The organism is uncultured Martelella sp. (genome assembly GCF_963677965.2).
In the GTDB taxonomy this organism is placed as follows: domain Bacteria; phylum Pseudomonadota; class Alphaproteobacteria; order Rhizobiales; family Rhizobiaceae; genus Martelella; species Martelella mangrovi.
This window is the reverse complement of sequence record NZ_CAXXFM010000001.1, coordinates 3275221-3292922: the sequence shown is the minus strand read 5'-3', so window position 1 is coordinate 3292922 and position 17702 is coordinate 3275221. Positions and strand designations below refer to the sequence as shown.

Genomic DNA, 17702 nt, shown 5'->3' with positions numbered 1-17702 from the left:
TCAATTTCATGACAAAGCAGCTCTACTTCTGTCCCCATCCGGTATTCTCGTCGGCCGCAAGATAGGCAAGCTCGGCCCGGGTCGAACGCCGTTTCAGGATCGGATTGCGGTGCGGAAAGCGGCCAAAGCGGGCAATCACATCCCGGTGGCTTTCGGCATAGGAGGAGAAGTTATCATCGCCAAGCGTCGCAAACAGCGCCACCGAACGGTCCTGGTCGGCAAGATTTTCGGAATGTTCGAACGGCATGAAAAAGAACGCACGGCGGTCGGCGTCAACCTTTTCATGCGCGCCGGAGGCCACCGCAAGCTTGGCCTCCCTCAGTGCCAGCATATCGGTGGCAAAGGCCATCGGCGTTGCCCGGTAGATATTGCGGGGAAACTGGTCGAGCACGATCACGGCGGCCAGATGGGCCTGCGGGCTTGCCCGCCAGACGGCACCGACATCGCGCGCCAGCGCCCGGTGCGTCGAAAAGAAGCGGCAGAGGATGGTATGGTCGAGCGCCGCCACATCATCCGGCTGAAACCAGTCCTCCTGCGTCAGTTCCCCAAACCAGAAGGAAAGCACCTGTTCGGGGCTTGAAACGGTTTCGACAAATTCATTCATTGGTTTCCTACCCCGACACAATCGCATGTTGGCGCGCATACGGTGCTTGCGCATGACTGGCGGGAACGATACATTTTCAGTCACATCCGCTCAAGCAAGACATTTAAGAGACATGAATGCCTGAAACTGGGCCAACGGGCTCTCGGCGCGGCGTCACCGTCGTCACATCCCTGATTTTTGTCATTCTGCTGCTCATCGGCGTCCGTTGGGCGGGCGGTTTCCTGAAACCTGTTGCCCTGGCGCTGTTCATCATCGCCGTGACATGGCCGATCAAGAACGCGCTTCAGAAAGTGGTGCCACAGCTTCTGGCGCTGGCGATCACGGTTGTCAGCACCATCGTGGTGTTCGTCATCTTCGCGACCTTGGTGATCTGGGGTTTCAGCCGCATGGCCACCTCTTTCATCGATGCCGCCTGGCAGCTTCAGGCTGCCTATCAGGATGCCGTGGCCTGGCTCGGCGGAAAGGGCTTTTCCGTCGCAAGCTCGCTCAACGATATCTTCAATGTCGGACTGATCGCCCGCACCGTCCGTCAGGTCACCGGACAGGCGAGCACAACACTCAGTTTCTGGCTCGTGGTTCTCGCCTATGTGGTTCTGGGGCTGACCGAGGTGGACAAGCTGCGCGACAAGCTGGGGACATTACGCAAGCCCGAAGTCGCCTCGGCGGCCATCCGGATTGCCGACGCCACGGCAAAGAAATTCGGCCGCTACATGCTGGTCAGAACCGAAATGAGCGCCATTACCGGCGTTCTGTTCTGGGGAGCGGCAACCCTGACCGGGCTCGACTTTCCGGTGGAATGGGGCGTCATCGCCTTCGCGCTCAATTATATTCCGTTCATCGGTTCCGTCGTCGCCACCGTGTTCCCCTCGCTTTACGGCATCATCCAGTTTGAAAACTGGGAAACGGCGCTCGCGCTCTTCGTCTGCCTCAACCTCGTGCAGTTCACCATCGGCAATTACGTCGAACCAATGGTTTCCGGGTCGGCGCTTTCGATATCGCCGTTCGTCGTGGTCTTCTCGATCTTCTTCTGGACGTTCATGTGGGGGCTTTTCGGCACGTTTCTCGGCGTCCCGATCACCATTGCCCTGCTGACCGTGTGCGAGCATGTGCCGTCACTTCGCTGGGTCGCGGAAATCCTCGGCGGCAAGCGACATCCAAAAGAGCTTGCCACCGAGACAAACGCGACCGGCAACGAAGCCTGATCTCACCACATCGTCTTGGCGGCGCGGCCTGGCCATTCACGGTCATAGGTTTCGGCATCGAAAGGCTCGGCACTGGCCTGCCGCGTCATCTCGCCTGCGCTTGGCAGCGACGCCGCATCAATAAAGCGGCTGGCATCCCACAGGCGCGAACGCACCAGCGCCCGCGCGCACTGAAAATAAACCTCGTTGATCGTCACCACGATCACCGAGCGGGGATGGCGCCCGCCCATCTCGAAACTCTCGACGACGGCCGGCTCGTCGGTCACGATCGCCTGACCATTGATGCGCAGCGCATTGTTGGATCCGGGAATGAGAAACATCAGCGCCACACGCGGGTCGCGGACGATATTGACAAGTGAGTCGATACGGTTGTTGCCCCGCCAGTCGGGCAGCATCACCGTCTTGTCGTCAGTGATCCGCACCACGGCGCCGTCATCGCCGCGCGGCGAGCAGTCAAGCCCTTCCGGCCCCACCGTCGACAGCGCCAGAAACGGAGAGGCCTCGATCACCTGCCGGTAAGCTGCCGTAAGCTTCGCCGTCACCTTTGCCAGCGATGTCTGCCCGGGTTCGCCGTATATTTCACGAAGCGCTTCAACTGTCTCGATTTTCTTCATCTTGCCTTACTCAACGTGGCCGCTCCGCCCTGTCGCGGGTCATGCCCTTTTCATCCAGTTCGCGCTCATAGTCGGCGAACAGCCTGTCACCATCCTCGCCAAGCTCGCGAAGATAGGACCATGTGTAGATACCACTGTCATGCATGTCATCAAAGCCAATGCGCACGGCATAATTGCCTGCCGCCTCGACCGTCATGATTTCGACATTGCGCTTGCCCGGCACGGTGACGGCCTGCCCGGGACCATGCCCTTTCACCTCGGCCGAGGGCGAAAGCACACGCAACATTTCAGACGGAAGCGCATATCGCGCACCATCGTCAAAGGTTATGGTCAGAACGCGCCTGTCTTTGGAAACGCGCAGTTCGGTTGGTGTCATTGTCATTTTGAAATCCGATGGCATCGAGGGAAGTTTTTCACGCCGAAGTGTTTTGACCCTGTCTTGACGCTTGCCAGGTCACATTCCATTTATTGTGACGAGGAGAACGCAAAATTGACTATTTTGACCGCTGAAAGCAAGGGCGATACCGGCCGCTTCCATCAAAAGCCCGCACCGATGGTCGACCCGTTCGGTCGGGCGATTACCTATCTGCGTGTTTCGGTGACGGACCGCTGCGATTTCCGCTGCACCTATTGCATGGCGGAACACATGACCTTTCTGCCAAAACGCGACCTCCTCACACTGGAAGAACTCGAACGTCTGTGCAACGCCTTCATCGACAAGGGCGTGCGCAAACTGCGGCTGACCGGCGGCGAACCGCTGATGCGCAAGAACGTGATGCAGCTGATCGAAAATCTCGGACAGCGTATTCCCGAAGGCGCACTCGACGAACTGACGCTGACGACCAATGGTTCGCAGCTTTCCCGTTTTGCAGACGGGCTTTATGCCGCCGGTGTGCGGCGGATCAATGTCTCGCTGGATACGCTCGATGCGCAGAAATTCCACGATATCACCCGCTGGGGCGATTTCAACAAGGTCATGGCCGGGCTCGAAGCGGCCCGCAAGGCCGGCCTCAAGGTCAAGCTCAATGCCGTGGCGCTTGCCGGGTTCAACGAGCATGAAATTCCGGAACTCATGCGTTTCGCCCATGGCGAGGGCATGGATCTGACGCTGATCGAGGCGATGCCGCTTGGCGAGGTCGATACCGACCGCTCCGCCCAGTATCTGCCGCTTTCAAAGGTGCGCCGCGACCTCGAACAGCAGTTTACCTTAAGCGATATCCCGATGACCACCGGCGGCCCCGCCCGGTTCGTCAATGTGGCGGAAACCGGCGGCAAGCTCGGCTTCATCACCCCGCTGTCGCATAATTTCTGCGCGTCCTGCAATCGCGTGCGGCTGACCTGCACCGGCATGCTCTACCTCTGTCTCGGGCATGACGACAATGCCGATTTCCGCAAGGTGCTGCGCGACAATCCCGATGATGATGCGGTGCTCTACCGCGCGATCGACCGGGCGATTGCCCGTAAGCCGGAGGAGCATAAATTCGAGCTGGACAGCACCAAATCCCGCGTTGCAGTGGCCCGCCACATGAGCATGACCGGCGGCTGAACAGTCAATCACGACTGACACAGATCACTTCCCCGACCCGTTATTCATCTATAAGAACGAGAACAGTATAACGGGATGAATGATGCGCACCTCCTCCAATATCACCGGCGCCGTCTGCATGATCGCGGCGATGGCGGGCTTTGCCCTCAACGACGCCACAGCCAAACTGCTGACCGAAGAAATCGGCGTCGGCCAGATCATGTTCTTCAGAGGCCTCATCATCACGGCCTTTGCCATGCTGATTGCCTGGCGCAGCCGGGTGCTGAAGAACATCGGCGCGGTGTTCGATTTTCGGGTGCTCGTGCGCAGCGTCTGCGAACTCGTGGCCGCCCTTTCCTTTCTGCAGGCGTTGAAGGCGATGCCGCTTGCCAATGCCGCCGCCATCCTCCAGTGCCTGCCGCTCGCCGTCACGCTCGGCGCGGCCCTGTTCATGTCGGAACCGGTCGGCTGGCGTCGCTGGAGCGCGATCGCCGTCGGCTTCATCGGCGTGCTGATCATCATCAGACCCGGCCCCGGCGGTTTTGAAGAGGGCGCCGTTTTTGCCATCATCGCCATGCTTGCCGCATCCGCCCGCGACCTTTTGACCAAGACCATCCGCTCGGACATACCGGCGATCGTCATCACCCTGGCAACGGCCATTTTCCTGACGCTCGGCGGCGCCGTTCTCGGCACGGTCGAACAGGACTGGAGCATGATGAGCTGGCCGATCCTGTTCAAGCTGATGCTGGCCGCCGCCTTCCTGCTGTCCGGCTATCAGTTCGTGGTGTTTGCCGTGCGCCTTGCCGATATCTCCTATATCGCGCCGTTCCGCTATGCCGGCCTGTTGTGGGCAACGCTGCTCGGCATGATCATCTTCAGCACCTACCCGGACATCAACGTCCTCGGCGGCGGCCTGATCATCGTGGCCGCCGGCCTCTATTCCTTCTACCGCGAGCGCAAGAAAGGGCTGGAACCACTGGCTGCGACCGACCAGCCGGTCGCCTCCGAAGGCGGCGGCCCGATCGTCAAGGCGGAAGCGGATATGCTGAAGGATAAGTCGTGATGCCCCCTGCCGTCATTCTCGCCGGTGGCGCATCGCAGCGCATGGGCACCGACAAGGCAATGCTGGAGCTTGACGGCGAAACCCTTCTGGCCCGGGCGCATCGGCAGATTGCGCTCCAGGCCTCGCCCGTACTGATCAGCCGTCACGACGCGGATATGCCGGCTCCGCCCGACACCATCGCTATCCACGACATCGGAACAGACCACGAGGGACCGCTTGCCGGTATTCTCGCCGCGCTCGACCACCTGACAAGGAACGACAGCCCGGCAACGCACATGGTTTCGGTCGCTGTCGACACGCCGTTTTTCCCTGCAGATCTCGTTGCGCGGCTCACTGAAGCGCACCCTGCCGAAAACGAGATCGTGCTGGCACAGTCGGAGGGCCGGGTTCACCCGGTCTTCGCGCTGTGGCCCCTTGCCCTCCATAACGATCTGACACGCTGGTTTGCCACCGGCAGCAACCGGCGCCTGATGGATTTTGTCAAAGCCCATCCGCACCGGACTGTCGAATTTTCAACGGTTGCCACGCCGGAAGGCGATTTCGATCCGTTTTTCAACATCAACACGCCGCAGGATCTCGACACCGCCCGGCAGATCGCAAAACTGACCGGAAACGCCTGATCACGGTTGCGCCGCCCCCGATCCCGGCATAGAGCATCAGCGATATTCAACGGGGCAACCGCAATGGCACGCAAGATCGACGAGGAGAAACTGGCCAAGGCCTATAACCGGGCGCTTTCGCTCGAAAAGGCGGGCAAACTGGCCGAAGCGGCGGACGCTTACCGCGAGGTCCTGAAGATCGACCCCGAGGATCACGGCGGCGCTGCGGTGCGGCTTGCCGCCATCGGCTTCGGCGAAGCGCCGAAAAAGGCGCCCGACGCCTATGTCGAAACGCTGTTCGACCAGCATGCCGAGGATTTCGAGGATATTCTGGTTGACCAGCTCGGCTATTGCGTGCCGATGATCATCCGCCAGCGGTTCCAGGCGCTTGGCCTCGGCCCGTTCGAACGGATGCTCGATCTGGGCTGCGGCACGGGGCTCGGCGCCAGCGCGCTGCGCGATATGGCCGGCGAGATCACCGGGCTCGACATTTCCGAAAACATGGTGGAAATCGCCTATGAGAAGGAGCTTTACGACACGCTCTTCGTCGCCGAGGTCGAAGCGTTTCTCCATGACGACGGCGAGGAGGAATTCGACCTGATCACCGCCGCCGACGTGCTGCCCTATCTCGGCACGCTGGATGCCTTCTTCTCCGGGGCGGCCAAAAGCATGGCCGGCGGCGGCATTCTGGCGTTTTCCGCCGAAACCCTGCCCGACGAGACCCTGAAAGGCCGTGATTATATGGTCGGCCCGCATCACCGGTTCGGCCATAGTCTGGCCTATCTGACCGCAGGGCTGGAAAAGGCGGGCTTCAGAATGGTCGATACCACCGATATCAATGTCCGCTTTGAAAACGGCCAGCCGACACCGGGTTATCTGATTATCGCGCGCTATCTCGACGCGTGAGAACGCCGCCCGGCCTGAAAGTATCGCCACGGCGTATACCAGTGCCAGTCGGCATCCAGTCTTTCGGGGACGGGATCAAACCCGTCCGTGCCGCCCGGCCCGCAGCGTCCGACCCGAAAGAGCGTCAGGAAACCGCCCGCCCAGAGCCCGTGCCGCGCGACCGCCTCGTAGCCATATTCCGAGCAGGTCGGCAAATGGCGGCAGGACTGGCCGATCAGGCTTGAAAATGTCAGTTGATAGAAGCGGATGAGGCCGAGACCCAGCAGGCGGCCGGGCGTCTTGCGAAACGGCCCCTGCCAGTTGCGCGACGCCGTCTTCGCGCCGCCAGGGGTTTCACACATCGTGCCCGGCGTCCTCTTTTTCGTCGTGTGAAAGACCGTCCAGCGTATCAAGCGCCGTCACCAGCGCATCAAAGGTCAGCATCACCGATGCGTGGCGGGCCGGATAGTCCTTCACCGGCAGGAGACTGCGCATTTCCGCAAATCGTCCGTCGGGGCCGTCCCCGCCCTCTTTCAGCATTGCGCGCATCTGGGTGCGGGCCTGCCGGATTTCATCCGGCGTCGCCCCGATCACGGTTCCGGCCATGATCGCGGAGGATGCCTGCCCCAGAGCGCAGGCCTTTACCTCATGGGAAAAATCGCTGACCTTGCCGCCGGACATCCGCACATAGACCGTCAGCCGCGATCCGCACAGCCTGGAATGGGCAGATGCGCTGGCATCGGCATTTTCCAGCACGCCCAGCCGGGTCACATTGCCGGCGTGGCTCAAGATGCGCGCGGAATAGATATCGTCCATTTTCTGCTTTCCGTGATGCCTGACCTTCAAACCGGCCGGAACTGAATGATTACAGGAGAACATGGGATTTCGGCAAGGCCGGGGCAAGCCCCGGCAATGGTGAGGCGATTGCCAACGGTCCCCGACCGGGCTATCAACACCCGGCAACGACAGGAAAGAGCATGCTGAATTTCGCAAAGCCGCCGCAGGACAAGGCCCTGCTTGACGAGGCCACCGATTTCACCCCCCGTTTCGACGACAAGGGGCTGGTCACGGCCGTGGTCACCGATGCCCGCGACAATACGGTGCTGATGCTTGCCCATATGAACGCCGAAGCGCTGTCGCTGACGATCGAGACCGGTTTCGCGCATTATTACAGCCGCTCACGCAACGCGATCTGGAAGAAGGGCGAAACCTCCGGCAACCTGCAGAAGGTGGAACAGGTGCTGACCGACTGCGATCAGGATGCCGTCCTGCTCAAGGTTTCCATGTCCGGCCATGACGCGGCCTGCCACACCGGCCGCCGCTCCTGCTTTTATCGCGCGGTGAGCGCCAGCGACGGCACGGCCGTGCTTGAGATGATCGACGACCACAAGGCCTTCGACCCGAAGACGGTTTACGGCAAATAGGCCTGCCGCATCGGCGTCGCTCCGGCTCAGCCGGCGATATAGGACTTGATGTGCTCGGCTTCCTGCTCGACCTCGCGGATGCGTGACTTGACCACGTCACCGATCGAGATGATACCGGCAAGACGTCCGTCGACTTCCACCGGCACGTGACGGAAATGCCGTTTGGTCATCACTTCCATCAACTCGTTGACGCTGGTGCCCTCGTCGCAGCGATGGACATTATCGGTCATTTCCTGGGAGACCGGCGCGGCCAGCGCACGTGCGCCGTGCTTGCCGACGCAAGCGGCCAGATCGCGCTCGGTAAAGATGCCGGCGATCCTGTTGTCCTCGTCCACAATCACCACCGCACCGATACGGTTTTGATGGAGAATGACCGCCATTTCCGAAATCGGGGTTTTGGCCGGCGCGGTCACGACCGCCCTGCCTTTTTCATCCAGTATCATTCTGACAGTGATCGCCATAAAAACCTCCTCGTTTCCGGCCCGCAGGCACGCGTCCGCCTCCACACGAACCATGCATTTGAGCATGGTGCATGAGGTTTTGGGCGATTGCAAGAAAACCGTGTCTGGAGGATCTATACGGCGCTAGAAAACAAGCGTGCGCGGGGTCTTCACGTCAAACAGGGGAAAGGCCAGAAACCCGAACAGGAAACCGCCGACATGGGCCTGCCAGGCGATGCTGGCCGCACTGATGCCCACAAAGCTGACGCCGACGGCAACCAGCAGGTTGCCCACAAGCCAGACCAGCACGAAGGCCCGCGCCGTCGGATCGGCAAAGACCTCGCCGATCGAGAGTCTCCGGCCAAGATGGGCCTGCGGCAGAAAACGACCACCGGCAAAAACGAAGCGACAGGCAGCCCCCATATAGGCGGAAACCACACCGGAGGCACCGATCAGCACCGAAACGGCGCCCCAGTCGGTGGCGGCGAAGAAAAACGCCGAGGCCACAGCGCTCGTCAGCCACAGGATCAGGAAACGCACGGCGCCGATCCTGCGGGCAACCGGCGCGCCGAAAATCGCCAGCCAGATCGCATTGAAGATGATGTGACTCCAGCCGCCATGCAGCAGCGAATAGGTCAGCGGCGACCACAGCCAGGAAAGCCCCTGCTCGCCAAGCGGATGCACGTAACGGGCGGGCAGGAACCCGAATTCCTGCCAGATCATCAGGTTGGTCGCGTAGCCGAGAGCAAATTCCTGGATCAGAAAGATCGCAAACAGCACGCCAAGCGCTGCCAGAACGACCGGCGGGAGGTTGATCGGCGGCTCGCGCCTCTGGGGCCTGAAGGGGGCGCCGCCGGTCTGCGGTGTGCGCATGGGTCGTACTCCTGTTCGGGTTCTGATTATCCGATCGAAAGATGTTTGAAAAGCGCCGACGAAACTGGCAGAAGGATCACCGAGCGCCATCCGCCACGCGGTTTGAGGCATCGGCATTGGAAAAGCCGCCGGGGCCTAAGGAAACTTAAACGAATATTAACCGCAATTTGATCAGTATCCGGTTCAGCCTAGCAAAGGATGAATGCGGCAGTTATCATGCCGCCACGGCTTCGCCAGGAACCAACAACCGCCAGATTTCGCAAGAGTTTTTCGAATGCAGAGACAGGCAACACGCCGCTTCCGTTCAAGCCGGTTATCCCGGGCAGCGATGATCTTCGCAGCCTTCATGGCCATCATGACCGGTGTTCCCGTAAACGACGCCCGCGCGGATTCGAACGACGCGGCCATCGTGATCGATGCACATACCGGAAAAGTGCTCTACAGCGAGGCCCCGGATGCGCCGCGCTATCCGGCATCGCTGACCAAGATGATGACGCTCTACATGCTGTTCGAAGCCATGGATGAAGGCCGCGTCACGCTGAATACCGAAATTCCGTTTTCGAAAAACGCCGCTGCCGAGCCGCCGACGAAACTCGGCATCCCCGCCGGCCGCAGCGTCACGGTCAAAACCGCGATCTATGCGCTGATTACCCGTTCGGCCAATGATGTCGCCACCGCTGTCGGTGAATATCTCGGCGGATCGGAGACCAACTTCGCGAAGATGATGACCAACAAGGCGCATGCTCTGGGCATGACGCGCACCACCTATCGCAATGCTCACGGCCTGCCGAACAGCGCGCAGAAGACCACGGCCCGCGATCAGGCCCGCCTCGGCATCGCCCTGCGTCAGCATTTTCCGCAGTATTACCACTATTTCAGCACCCGCAGCTTCAAATACGGCAAGAGCACGATCGGCAACCACAACCACCTGCTCGGCAAGATCAAGGGCCTTGATGGCATCAAGACCGGCTATACCAATGCATCCGGCTTCAACATCGCCACGTCCGTGATTTCCGGCAACCGATCGATTGCAGCCGTTGTCATGGGTGGCGCGACGGCGGCAAGCCGTGACCAATGGGCGACCCGCCTGATCAATACCTACCTGCCGAAAGCCTCCAATGGCCGCGGCGGCAATTTCGTGATTGCCCGGTCCGGCAGCATGGTGTTCCCGAAAACCGGCCCCATCCCCTATCCGCGCCCGGCAGCCGAAGGCGGTGTGGCACTGGCTTATGCGGCCAATGACAATGCCAACCCGGCAGCTGCAGCCGGCCTGACCGGCGTCCAGGCCGAACTGGTCTCCAACGTACCGGTTCCCAGCGCACGCCGCCCGGCCGACAATGATGAGGGACTGAGCGTCGAAGACGTGCTGCAGACCGCCGACGATATGGCCGATGCCGTTGGCGACGCGATCATTCCCGCAGCTCAGGCCTCCGAAAGCGCGCCTGACACTTCGATCAAGACGAGCTCGATCCAGAAGCCGCGCGGCTGGGTGGTTCAGGTCGGCACGGCGGCAACGGCCGAAGGCGCCCGCGATCTGCTTACCCGCACGAAGGGCAAGGCCGACGGCGCGCTCGACAGGTCCGATCCTTTCGCGCTTGCCTATAACAATGGCGGCCAGGAAATTTACCGCGCCCGCTTCGGTGGCTTCCCCGATCAGGAAGAAGCAGTGAAGGCCTGCCGCGCATTGAAGCGCAACGGCGTGAGCTGCTGGGCAAGCCTGCAGTAGTCTTCAGCCTGAGACAGGCGCGTTTCGGCGCGCAACCGAGATGAACAACAAAACGCCGGTCCGCATTGCGGGCCGGCGTTTTCCGTAAAGGGTTTCGAAAGATTTAGCCGCTAGTTTTCTCGGTAAGGTTTCGGAAAGCAAGAATGACGATCGCCTCCGATGCCACACAAAAACCCTCTGTCTGTTCTGCGTAGCTAAGGGGATTGAAGTGAACAGGAAACAGCGTTCCGGCATGATGTCAGGCAATATCGAACTCTCAACCGCGCGCCGCAGCGGCTTCAACCCGCTTCACGAGGCCGCTCAGAAACTTGCCGAATATGCCCGTTTTCAGGGCCGCTACAAAGCCAAGGAACTCGTCGGCCTGCTGACCAGCCAGGGTGACCGCGCGGCCCGTGCCATGCAGCCCGAGGCCCGGATCCACCTCTATATACAGAGCCGGCAGCAAGGCCACGCTCCGATCAGCCTCAGACTGCGCTGACCGTACCGAATAATTCCCGAGCATCAAAAAAGGCGCCCCATGGCGCCTTTAGTCTATCTACAAACAAGCCCATCCCCTCCTCTGCGTCATCCTCCGGCTCGACCGGAGTATCCAGGGCGATACGACGTGCGATTGAGTGTATCTGCGCTCAGGCACCTGACGCTCTTGGGCCTTGTCAGCATCAAAAAAAGGCGCCCCGCGGCGCCTTTTTCATTTCCTGAACCGAAGACCTTACATCTTGACGGCGGAGATCTGCACCTCGACGCGGCGGTTCTGGGCACGGCCCTGCGGCGTCGAATTGGAGGCGATCGGGTTGGATTCGCCGAACCCGACGGCAGAGATGCGATTGCCGCCGACACCGGACTGGATCAGATAATTGCCGACACTGTTGGCACGCTCCTGCGAGAGCCTCTGGTTATATTCGGCCGAACCGGTCGAATCCGTATAACCGTTAATGTTGATCGCGGTGCGGTCATACTTGCGCAGCACGGTCGAAACGGCATTCAGCGTGCTGTAGAAATTCGGCGCGATATCATACTGGTCCGTCTGGAAGGTGACGTTCGACGGCATGATCAGCGTCAGGCGGTCGCCATTGCGCACGACGGAAACGCCGGTGCCGGCAAGAGCGCGGCGGAACTCGGCTTCCTGATTGTCCATGTAGGCGCCGATGCCGCCGCCGGCAATCGCGCCGATGGCGCCGCCGATTGCAGCACCCTTGGCATCACCGCCGACAGCAAGGCCTGCTAGCGCACCAAGAGCGCCGCCTGCAAGCGCACCGGTACCGGTGTTGTTGTTGACGGTCTGACCCGAATACGGGTCTGTGGTGGTGCAGCCGGCCAGAAACGCAACGCTCACGGCAGCGATGGTCAGTTTTTTCAGCATGATGTCCCTCAATATGAAGCTTCAAACACTTTCAAGCCGTCTCATTACGGCAATGATATGGCGCAACCGCCATTTGGATAGAACAATGGTCCGTCGTCAGGCGCCGGACCATCCTGTCTATAGGCTTTGCCCGTAGCTGTCAGTTGGTTGCCACAGCCGTGGCACCGGTGGCACCGGCCGCCGGTGGCGGCGCAATCCTGATCTCGACACGGCGGTTCTGGGCGCGCCCGTCGGCGGTATCGTTGGTGGCAACGGGATCAGCCTTGCCATATCCCACCGGCATGATGCGCTGCGGGCTGACGCCGCGCTGGATCAGAGCACCGGCAACGGCATTGGCGCGCTGCTGCGAAAGCTTGAGATTGTAGGCGTCCGACCCCGTTGAATCGGTATAGCCGTTCACGTCGATATCGGTGGCATTATACTTCTGCAGCAGGCCCGCGATCACGGCGAGCGACGGCGCGAATTCCGGCACGACTTCGGCACTGTCGGTGGCGAAAGTGATGCTCGACTGGAACACCAGGGCAATATATTTGGGCGTGCGGACGATGGTGACGCCGGTGCCTTCAAGCTTCTGGCGCATTTCCGCTTCCTGGCGGTCCATGTAGTCGCCGGGATCGCTTACGGAAATATTGGTGACCGACACTTCGTCGGCGCCCGGGTTCACGCTGTTCTGCGTATTGGCCGCGCAACTTGCGAGCAATGCTGTTGCGATAACGGCGGTGATTGCCTTGGCTGACATGTTTCCCCCTTCGAGACGATAGGAATCGTCGTTGCAGATCATTGCGATAAGCGCCATAAAAACAGTATCGGGCCTGACTTAGCAAGTTTTTCCGTTCAACGACAGGTCGAATACACTGGCTCCTCTCCGGCATCTTTTACGGTTGCATGGCATCATCCGCACTTCACATTGGCGGCGCGGGCGCGAAAACCACGAAAGCGACGGTTTCACCCAAGCGCCTGCCGCTAATGGCTGATCGACGCGGCGTCATGCATCTCCGCATTGAGGCGCCGTTCCTCGTCGGCCTTCGGTTTGGAGAACCGCGCAAGCAGGAAATAGGCCACCGGCGTGACGTAAAGCGTGACGATGGTGGCAAGGCCGAGCCCGCCGACAATCACCCAGCCAAGCGCGATACGCGCTTCCGCACCCGCACCGGATGCCAGCACCAGTGGAATGCCGCCGAGCACGGTGGAGATCATCGTCATCATCACCGGCCGCAGGCGCAGCATGGTGGCATGCTCGATGGCATCGCGCACGCTCTCGCCACGGTCGCGCAGCTGATTGGCGAATTCGACGATCAGGATGCCGTTCTTCGCCATCACCCCGATCAACAGCACCAGACCGATCTGCGAATAGATGTTGAGGCTGGTATCGGTCAGCAGCATGGCGATGAAGGCGCAGCCGATGCCGAAAGGCACGGTCGCCAGAATGATCAGCGCGCTCCACACGCTCTCGAACTGGGCGGCCAGAACCAGAAAGACGATGATGAGCGCAAAGCCGAACACCATTTCCATGCCCGATGCGTTTTCATCGAGCGCTGCGGCCTCCGCCTGCGCCTCGACATGGGCGCCCGGCGGCAACAGCGGTTCGGCCAGTTCCAGCAGCCGCTGATAGGCATCGCCCAGCGCCACGCCGGGTGCGAGGCTCGACGACAGCGAGACGGCGGCCTGCTGCTGCTCGCGTTCCAGCGTCGGAGCGATGGATTTTTCTTCCAGCGTGGCGATGGTCGACAGCGGCACGATGCGGCCGTCACCGGTGCGCAGGAAAATATTCCTCAAATCGCCGGGATCGTCGACCTTCCTGGTATCGGCACGAAGCTGGACATCATAGGATTCCCCGTCGATGAACACCTCCCCGACGGACCGGCCGTCGAGCATCGCCATCAGCGCCTGCGAAAGACCGCCGATATCAATGCCGAGATCGGCCGCGCGCCGCCGGTCGAGGGTGAGCGACAGCTGCGCCTGGGTCGCATCTTCGGAAAGCCGCGGCGCGTCGAACATCGGATCGGTTTCCATGGCCTCAACCAGCGCGGTCGCCGCCTCGCTCAACCGCGCGTGGCTGGAGCCGACAAGGGCCACGGAAAGCCCGTTGCCGGCACCGCGGATATTCAGTGAATTCGGCTGGAAGGCAAAGGCCTGCACGGCCGGAATGCTGCCCGCCGCCGCATTCACATCCCGGGCAATCTGATCCTGCGTGCGGTCTCGATCGGCCCAGGGCGCCAGCGACATCACCACGAAGCCGCTGTTTGTATTGTTGCCGAACCCCGAAATCGAGAAGATACTTTCAATCTCGCCGCTCTCAATCAGCGGCTGAAGCTTCTCCTCCACCTGCTGGATGCGGTCTCGCGTATAATCAAGACTAACGCCCTGCGAGGCGGAAACCCGCATCATCAGCATCGACCGGTCTTCGCGCGGCAACAGTTCCGTGGTCAGATTGGCATAGGCAAGATAGGCCCCGAAGATCAAAAGCGCTGCAAGCGACAGCAGCACCAGCGGCGCGGCCAGCACCCAGCGCAGCGTGACGGCATAGACATGGGCAAACAGCATGCCCAGCCGCGCGATCGGCCCCGGGTTCGTGTCCTTGTGCTGCACCAGAATGCGCGAAGCCAGCATCGGGCAGAGCGTCAGCGCCACGAAGGAGGAGAGCATTACTGCGAAGGCGAGCACGAATCCGAACTCGCGAAACAGACCGCCCGCCTGCCCCGGCAGAAACGAAAGCGGCACGAAAACGGCGGCCAGCGTTGCCGTGGTGGTGATGACGGCGAAGAACACCTGCCGGGTGCCGAGAACCGCTGCCGCGCGCGGGCCCATGCCGCCGGCGCGCAGGCGCACGATGTTTTCCAGCACCACGATGGCATCGTCGACCACCATGCCGGTCGCCAGCACGATGGCCAGCAGGGTGAGAATATTGACGGAAAAGCCGGCGACATAAATGGCGGCCAGCGTGCCCACCAGCGCCACCGGGAGGGTGATGGCCGGAATGATGGTCGCGCGCCAGTCGCGCAGGAAAACATAGATGATGGCAACCACGATCAAGGCCGCAAGCAGCAGCGAACGAACGACCTCCTCGATCGAGCCGGAAATGAACACCGCATCGTCGCTCGAAACCCGGATGGTGGTGCCTTCGGGCAGATTGGGCGCGATCTCGGCAACGACCCGGTGCACGCCTTCGGAAATTTCCAGCGTGTTCGACTTGGCCTGCCGGATGATGCCGAGACCGATGCCCGGCTGCCCGTTGTAGCGCAGCGCCGTTGCGGCGGTGTCAGGGCCGAAGACGACGGTGGCGACATCGCCGAGATGAACATTTTCGGCCACCCGGATATCGGCAAATTCCTGCGGCGTGGTGACATCCGCGGTGGCGCGCACGCCAAGCGCCTGGGTGGTGCTGGTCAGCGACCCGGCCGGCACATCCCAGGAAATATCGGACAGCGCCGCCGTCAGGTCCGTCACAGAAAGACCGCGGCTTGCAAGCGCTGCCTGATTGATATCGATACGGAAGATCTTTTCCCGTTCGCCATAGACGGCGACATCGGCCACGCCGGGGACTGCGGCAAAACGGTCCTCGATCTCGTCTTCGACCAGCACCGTCAGGTCGTCAATATCGAGCGTGGACGACGTGATTGCCAGACGCACCACCGGCTGGGAGTCTGAATCCGCCTTGACGATGCGCGGCTCGTCGGCATCGTCCGGCAATTGCCCCTCGACCCGGCCAACGGCATCGCGCACATCCATCGACGCGACATTGATATCGGTGTCCTTGCTGAATTCCAGCGTCACCCGGCTCGAACCGGTGTTGGAGCGCGACGACATCGACTGCAGACCGGGCACACGCGCAACCGCGCCTTCGATGACATTGGTAACCTCGCGGTCGACCGTTTCGGGTGCCGCGCCTGAAAAATTGGTGCGCACGGTAATCACGGGCTGGTCGACATCGGGCAGCTCGCGCACCTCGACGCCGAAAAAGGCAGCAAGACCGGCCACCAGGATCAGCGCGTTGAACACCGCTGCAAGAATCGGACGGCGCACGAAAAGCGCGGTAAAGCCGTGCTCGCTCTCATGCTCGGCAATCGCCTTTGCCGCCTCGCTGCGCGCATCGTCCGCCTCGGGCACGTCCGGTTTTTCATCGGAGGAGAGATTGTCGTTTTCGCGGTCGTCGTCGCTCATGACGCCCTCTCCGCCACGCTGCCGGCACCGGCACCATTGGCAATATCGCTCACGGAAGCGCCTTCCCGCAGGCGCTGGATGCCCTCGATGATCACCAGATCGTTTTCGTCGAGCCCGGCATCGACCAGCACCACATCGGGATCGCGCTGGATGATGCGCACGCGGGTCTTGGTCGATTGCCCGTCGACAAGCTGCCAGACATAGGCGCCGTTGGAATCCCACTGGATCGCCAGCGGATCGACGGCCGGATAGACATCGCCGGGAAACCGCATCGACACATCGAAGGACATGCCGGCGCGCAGGGCGTCATCGTCATTGTCGAGCCGCGCGCGCACCATGAAGGTCCGGCTTGCCGCATCGATACGGTTGTCGACGGCCTGCACCTCGCCCTCGAATACCTGCTGCGGCGCCGAGACCAGACTGGCCTCGACCGGCGCGCCGGACCGGACGGCAGTGGCAAATCGCTCCGGCACCGGGAAATCGACCAGTATCGAGGAGCGATCGTCGATGGTGACGATTTCCGATGAGGTGGTGACATAATCGCCGACATTCACCCCGACAATGCCGGCAACGCCATCGATGGGCGCGACGATACGGCGGCGTGACAGCGCCAGTTCGGCCGATTTGAGGTCGAGTTCGGCCGACCGCTGATCGATCTCGGCATTATAGACTTCCAGATCGGAAATCGCCGACTTGATACGGCGGTTGACCTCGGCCTGACGGGTTGCGCTTTCAAGCGCCACCTGCGCCAGATCGCGGGCCAGCACCTGTTCGCGATCATCGAGAACAGCAATGGTATCGCCCTGCTCGACCGTATCGCCGGAGGTGATCAGCAGTTCGGTAATGGTGCCGGATTCCTCGGGCAGCACGGTCACCGAACGGATCGCCTCGCCGCTGCCGATGGCCGTCAGTTCATCGTTGACGGTGCCCGTTGTCACCGGGGCGGACACCACCTGTATGCCACGGCCCGAAAACCCGCCGGCCGGGCGACCGCCGCCACCGCCGGCTGCCGGCGCATCCAGAATGCCGTAGGACACCAGCACGGCCCGCCCGCCGGGCGCCAGAAAAAGCCAGGCTGCAGACCCGATTGCCAGAACACACACACTGACAGCAACCTGTTTGTAGAAACGCATCAATGTCCCCGGTTTGAAAAAGCCGTCGAAAACGCCGCGGCGGAAAATATGGATGGAAGTATCCAGATCGCCCGACGCACTGCAAGCTGTGGA

General features: G+C 61.3%; 19 protein-coding genes. 8 read left to right on the top strand and 11 right to left on the bottom strand.

What is annotated here, in order from left to right:
- Positions 1–22 precede the first annotated feature (22 nt).
- The gene (locus ACHZCU_RS15315) at positions 23–604 is read right to left on the bottom strand and encodes a DUF924 family protein (protein WP_319519453.1); all 582 of its coding nucleotides are present in this window, start codon (positions 602–604) and stop codon (positions 23–25) included.
- A 116-nt stretch (positions 605–720) separates the two neighbouring features.
- Here ACHZCU_RS15315 and ACHZCU_RS15310 point away from each other — a divergent pair, with 116 nt between their 5' ends.
- Positions 721–1806 carry an AI-2E family transporter gene (locus ACHZCU_RS15310; RefSeq protein ID WP_319519452.1) on the top strand — a complete coding sequence of 362 codons (1086 nt, stop codon included), beginning with the start codon at positions 721–723 and terminating at the stop codon, positions 1804–1806.
- A gap of 2 nt (positions 1807–1808) precedes the next feature.
- Here ACHZCU_RS15310 and ACHZCU_RS15305 read toward each other — a convergent pair whose 3' ends face one another.
- Entirely contained in the window at positions 1809–2420 is a 612-nt protein-coding gene (locus tag ACHZCU_RS15305; protein WP_319519451.1) for a pyridoxamine 5'-phosphate oxidase family protein, read from the bottom strand.
- Positions 2421–2430: 10 nt separating this feature from the next.
- Complete coding sequence (locus tag ACHZCU_RS15300; protein WP_106302195.1) at positions 2431–2802, bottom strand: gamma-butyrobetaine hydroxylase-like domain-containing protein; 372 nt, start codon at positions 2800–2802, stop codon at positions 2431–2433.
- 171 nt (positions 2803–2973) lie between these two features.
- Here ACHZCU_RS15300 and moaA point away from each other — a divergent pair, with 171 nt between their 5' ends.
- The 4 genes from moaA to ACHZCU_RS15280 all read left to right on the top strand — a co-directional run bounded on the left by moaA (position 2974) and on the right by ACHZCU_RS15280 (position 6513).
- A complete protein-coding gene (gene moaA / locus ACHZCU_RS15295; protein ID WP_319519806.1) occupies positions 2974–3966 on the top strand; it encodes a GTP 3',8-cyclase MoaA in 993 nt (330 codons plus the stop codon).
- Between the two features lie 82 nt (positions 3967–4048).
- Positions 4049–5008 carry a DMT family transporter gene (locus ACHZCU_RS15290; protein WP_319519450.1) on the top strand — a complete coding sequence of 320 codons (960 nt, stop codon included), beginning with the start codon at positions 4049–4051 and terminating at the stop codon, positions 5006–5008.
- Positions 5008–5628 carry a molybdenum cofactor guanylyltransferase MobA gene (gene mobA / locus ACHZCU_RS15285; protein WP_319519449.1) on the top strand — a complete coding sequence of 207 codons (621 nt, stop codon included), beginning with the start codon at positions 5008–5010 and terminating at the stop codon, positions 5626–5628. The genes ACHZCU_RS15290 and mobA overlap by 1 nt, the downstream gene beginning before the upstream one ends.
- 63 nt (positions 5629–5691) lie before the next feature.
- Positions 5692–6513, top strand: a complete 822-nt coding sequence (locus ACHZCU_RS15280; protein ID WP_319519448.1) for a methyltransferase — start codon at positions 5692–5694, stop codon at positions 6511–6513.
- On the opposite strand, the gene yidD is transcribed toward ACHZCU_RS15280, so the two are convergent.
- Both yidD and ACHZCU_RS15270 read right to left on the bottom strand, forming a co-directional pair.
- A complete protein-coding gene (yidD, locus tag ACHZCU_RS15275) occupies positions 6498–6854 on the bottom strand; it encodes a membrane protein insertion efficiency factor YidD (protein ID WP_319519447.1) in 357 nt (118 codons plus the stop codon). The two genes, ACHZCU_RS15280 and yidD, sit on opposite strands and share 16 nt — an antisense overlap.
- Positions 6847–7308, bottom strand: coding sequence for an iron-sulfur cluster assembly scaffold protein (locus tag ACHZCU_RS15270; RefSeq protein ID WP_319519446.1), 462 nt, complete (start codon positions 7306–7308; stop codon positions 6847–6849). The genes yidD and ACHZCU_RS15270 overlap by 8 nt, the downstream gene beginning before the upstream one ends.
- A gap of 161 nt (positions 7309–7469) precedes the next feature.
- On the opposite strand from ACHZCU_RS15270, the gene hisI reads away from it, so the two are divergent.
- Positions 7470–7916 (top strand): phosphoribosyl-AMP cyclohydrolase, encoded by a 447-nt coding sequence (gene hisI, locus ACHZCU_RS15265; protein WP_319519445.1) that lies wholly within the window; start codon positions 7470–7472, stop codon positions 7914–7916.
- A 26-nt stretch (positions 7917–7942) separates the two neighbouring features.
- Here hisI and ACHZCU_RS15260 read toward each other — a convergent pair whose 3' ends face one another.
- Both ACHZCU_RS15260 and ACHZCU_RS15255 read right to left on the bottom strand, forming a co-directional pair.
- Positions 7943–8377, bottom strand: coding sequence for a CBS domain-containing protein (locus ACHZCU_RS15260; protein WP_106302201.1), 435 nt, complete (start codon positions 8375–8377; stop codon positions 7943–7945).
- A gap of 123 nt (positions 8378–8500) precedes the next feature.
- Positions 8501–9229: a rhomboid family intramembrane serine protease gene (locus tag ACHZCU_RS15255; protein ID WP_319519444.1), complete on the bottom strand. Its 729-nt coding sequence runs from the start codon at positions 9227–9229 to the stop codon at positions 8501–8503.
- A 274-nt stretch (positions 9230–9503) separates the two neighbouring features.
- On the opposite strand from ACHZCU_RS15255, the gene ACHZCU_RS15250 reads away from it, so the two are divergent.
- Both ACHZCU_RS15250 and ACHZCU_RS15245 read left to right on the top strand, forming a co-directional pair.
- A complete protein-coding gene (locus ACHZCU_RS15250; protein ID WP_319519443.1) occupies positions 9504–10955 on the top strand; it encodes a D-alanyl-D-alanine carboxypeptidase in 1452 nt (483 codons plus the stop codon).
- A gap of 208 nt (positions 10956–11163) precedes the next feature.
- Entirely contained in the window at positions 11164–11433 is a 270-nt protein-coding gene (locus ACHZCU_RS15245; protein WP_227023528.1) for a hypothetical protein, read from the top strand.
- 231 nt (positions 11434–11664) lie between these two features.
- Here ACHZCU_RS15245 and ACHZCU_RS15240 read toward each other — a convergent pair whose 3' ends face one another.
- The 4 genes from ACHZCU_RS15240 to ACHZCU_RS15225 form a co-directional block, all read right to left on the bottom strand.
- A complete protein-coding gene (locus ACHZCU_RS15240) occupies positions 11665–12315 on the bottom strand; it encodes an OmpA family protein (RefSeq protein WP_319519442.1) in 651 nt (216 codons plus the stop codon).
- Positions 12316–12454: 139 nt separating this feature from the next.
- Positions 12455–13054, bottom strand: a complete 600-nt coding sequence (locus tag ACHZCU_RS15235; RefSeq protein ID WP_319519441.1) for an OmpA family protein — start codon at positions 13052–13054, stop codon at positions 12455–12457.
- A 224-nt stretch (positions 13055–13278) separates the two neighbouring features.
- The gene (locus tag ACHZCU_RS15230; RefSeq protein WP_319519440.1) at positions 13279–16476 is read right to left on the bottom strand and encodes an efflux RND transporter permease subunit; all 3198 of its coding nucleotides are present in this window, start codon (positions 16474–16476) and stop codon (positions 13279–13281) included.
- Complete coding sequence (locus ACHZCU_RS15225) at positions 16473–17609, bottom strand: efflux RND transporter periplasmic adaptor subunit (protein ID WP_319519439.1); 1137 nt, start codon at positions 17607–17609, stop codon at positions 16473–16475. Before ACHZCU_RS15225 ends, ACHZCU_RS15230 begins: the two co-directional genes overlap by 4 nt.
- Positions 17610–17702 lie beyond the last annotated feature (93 nt).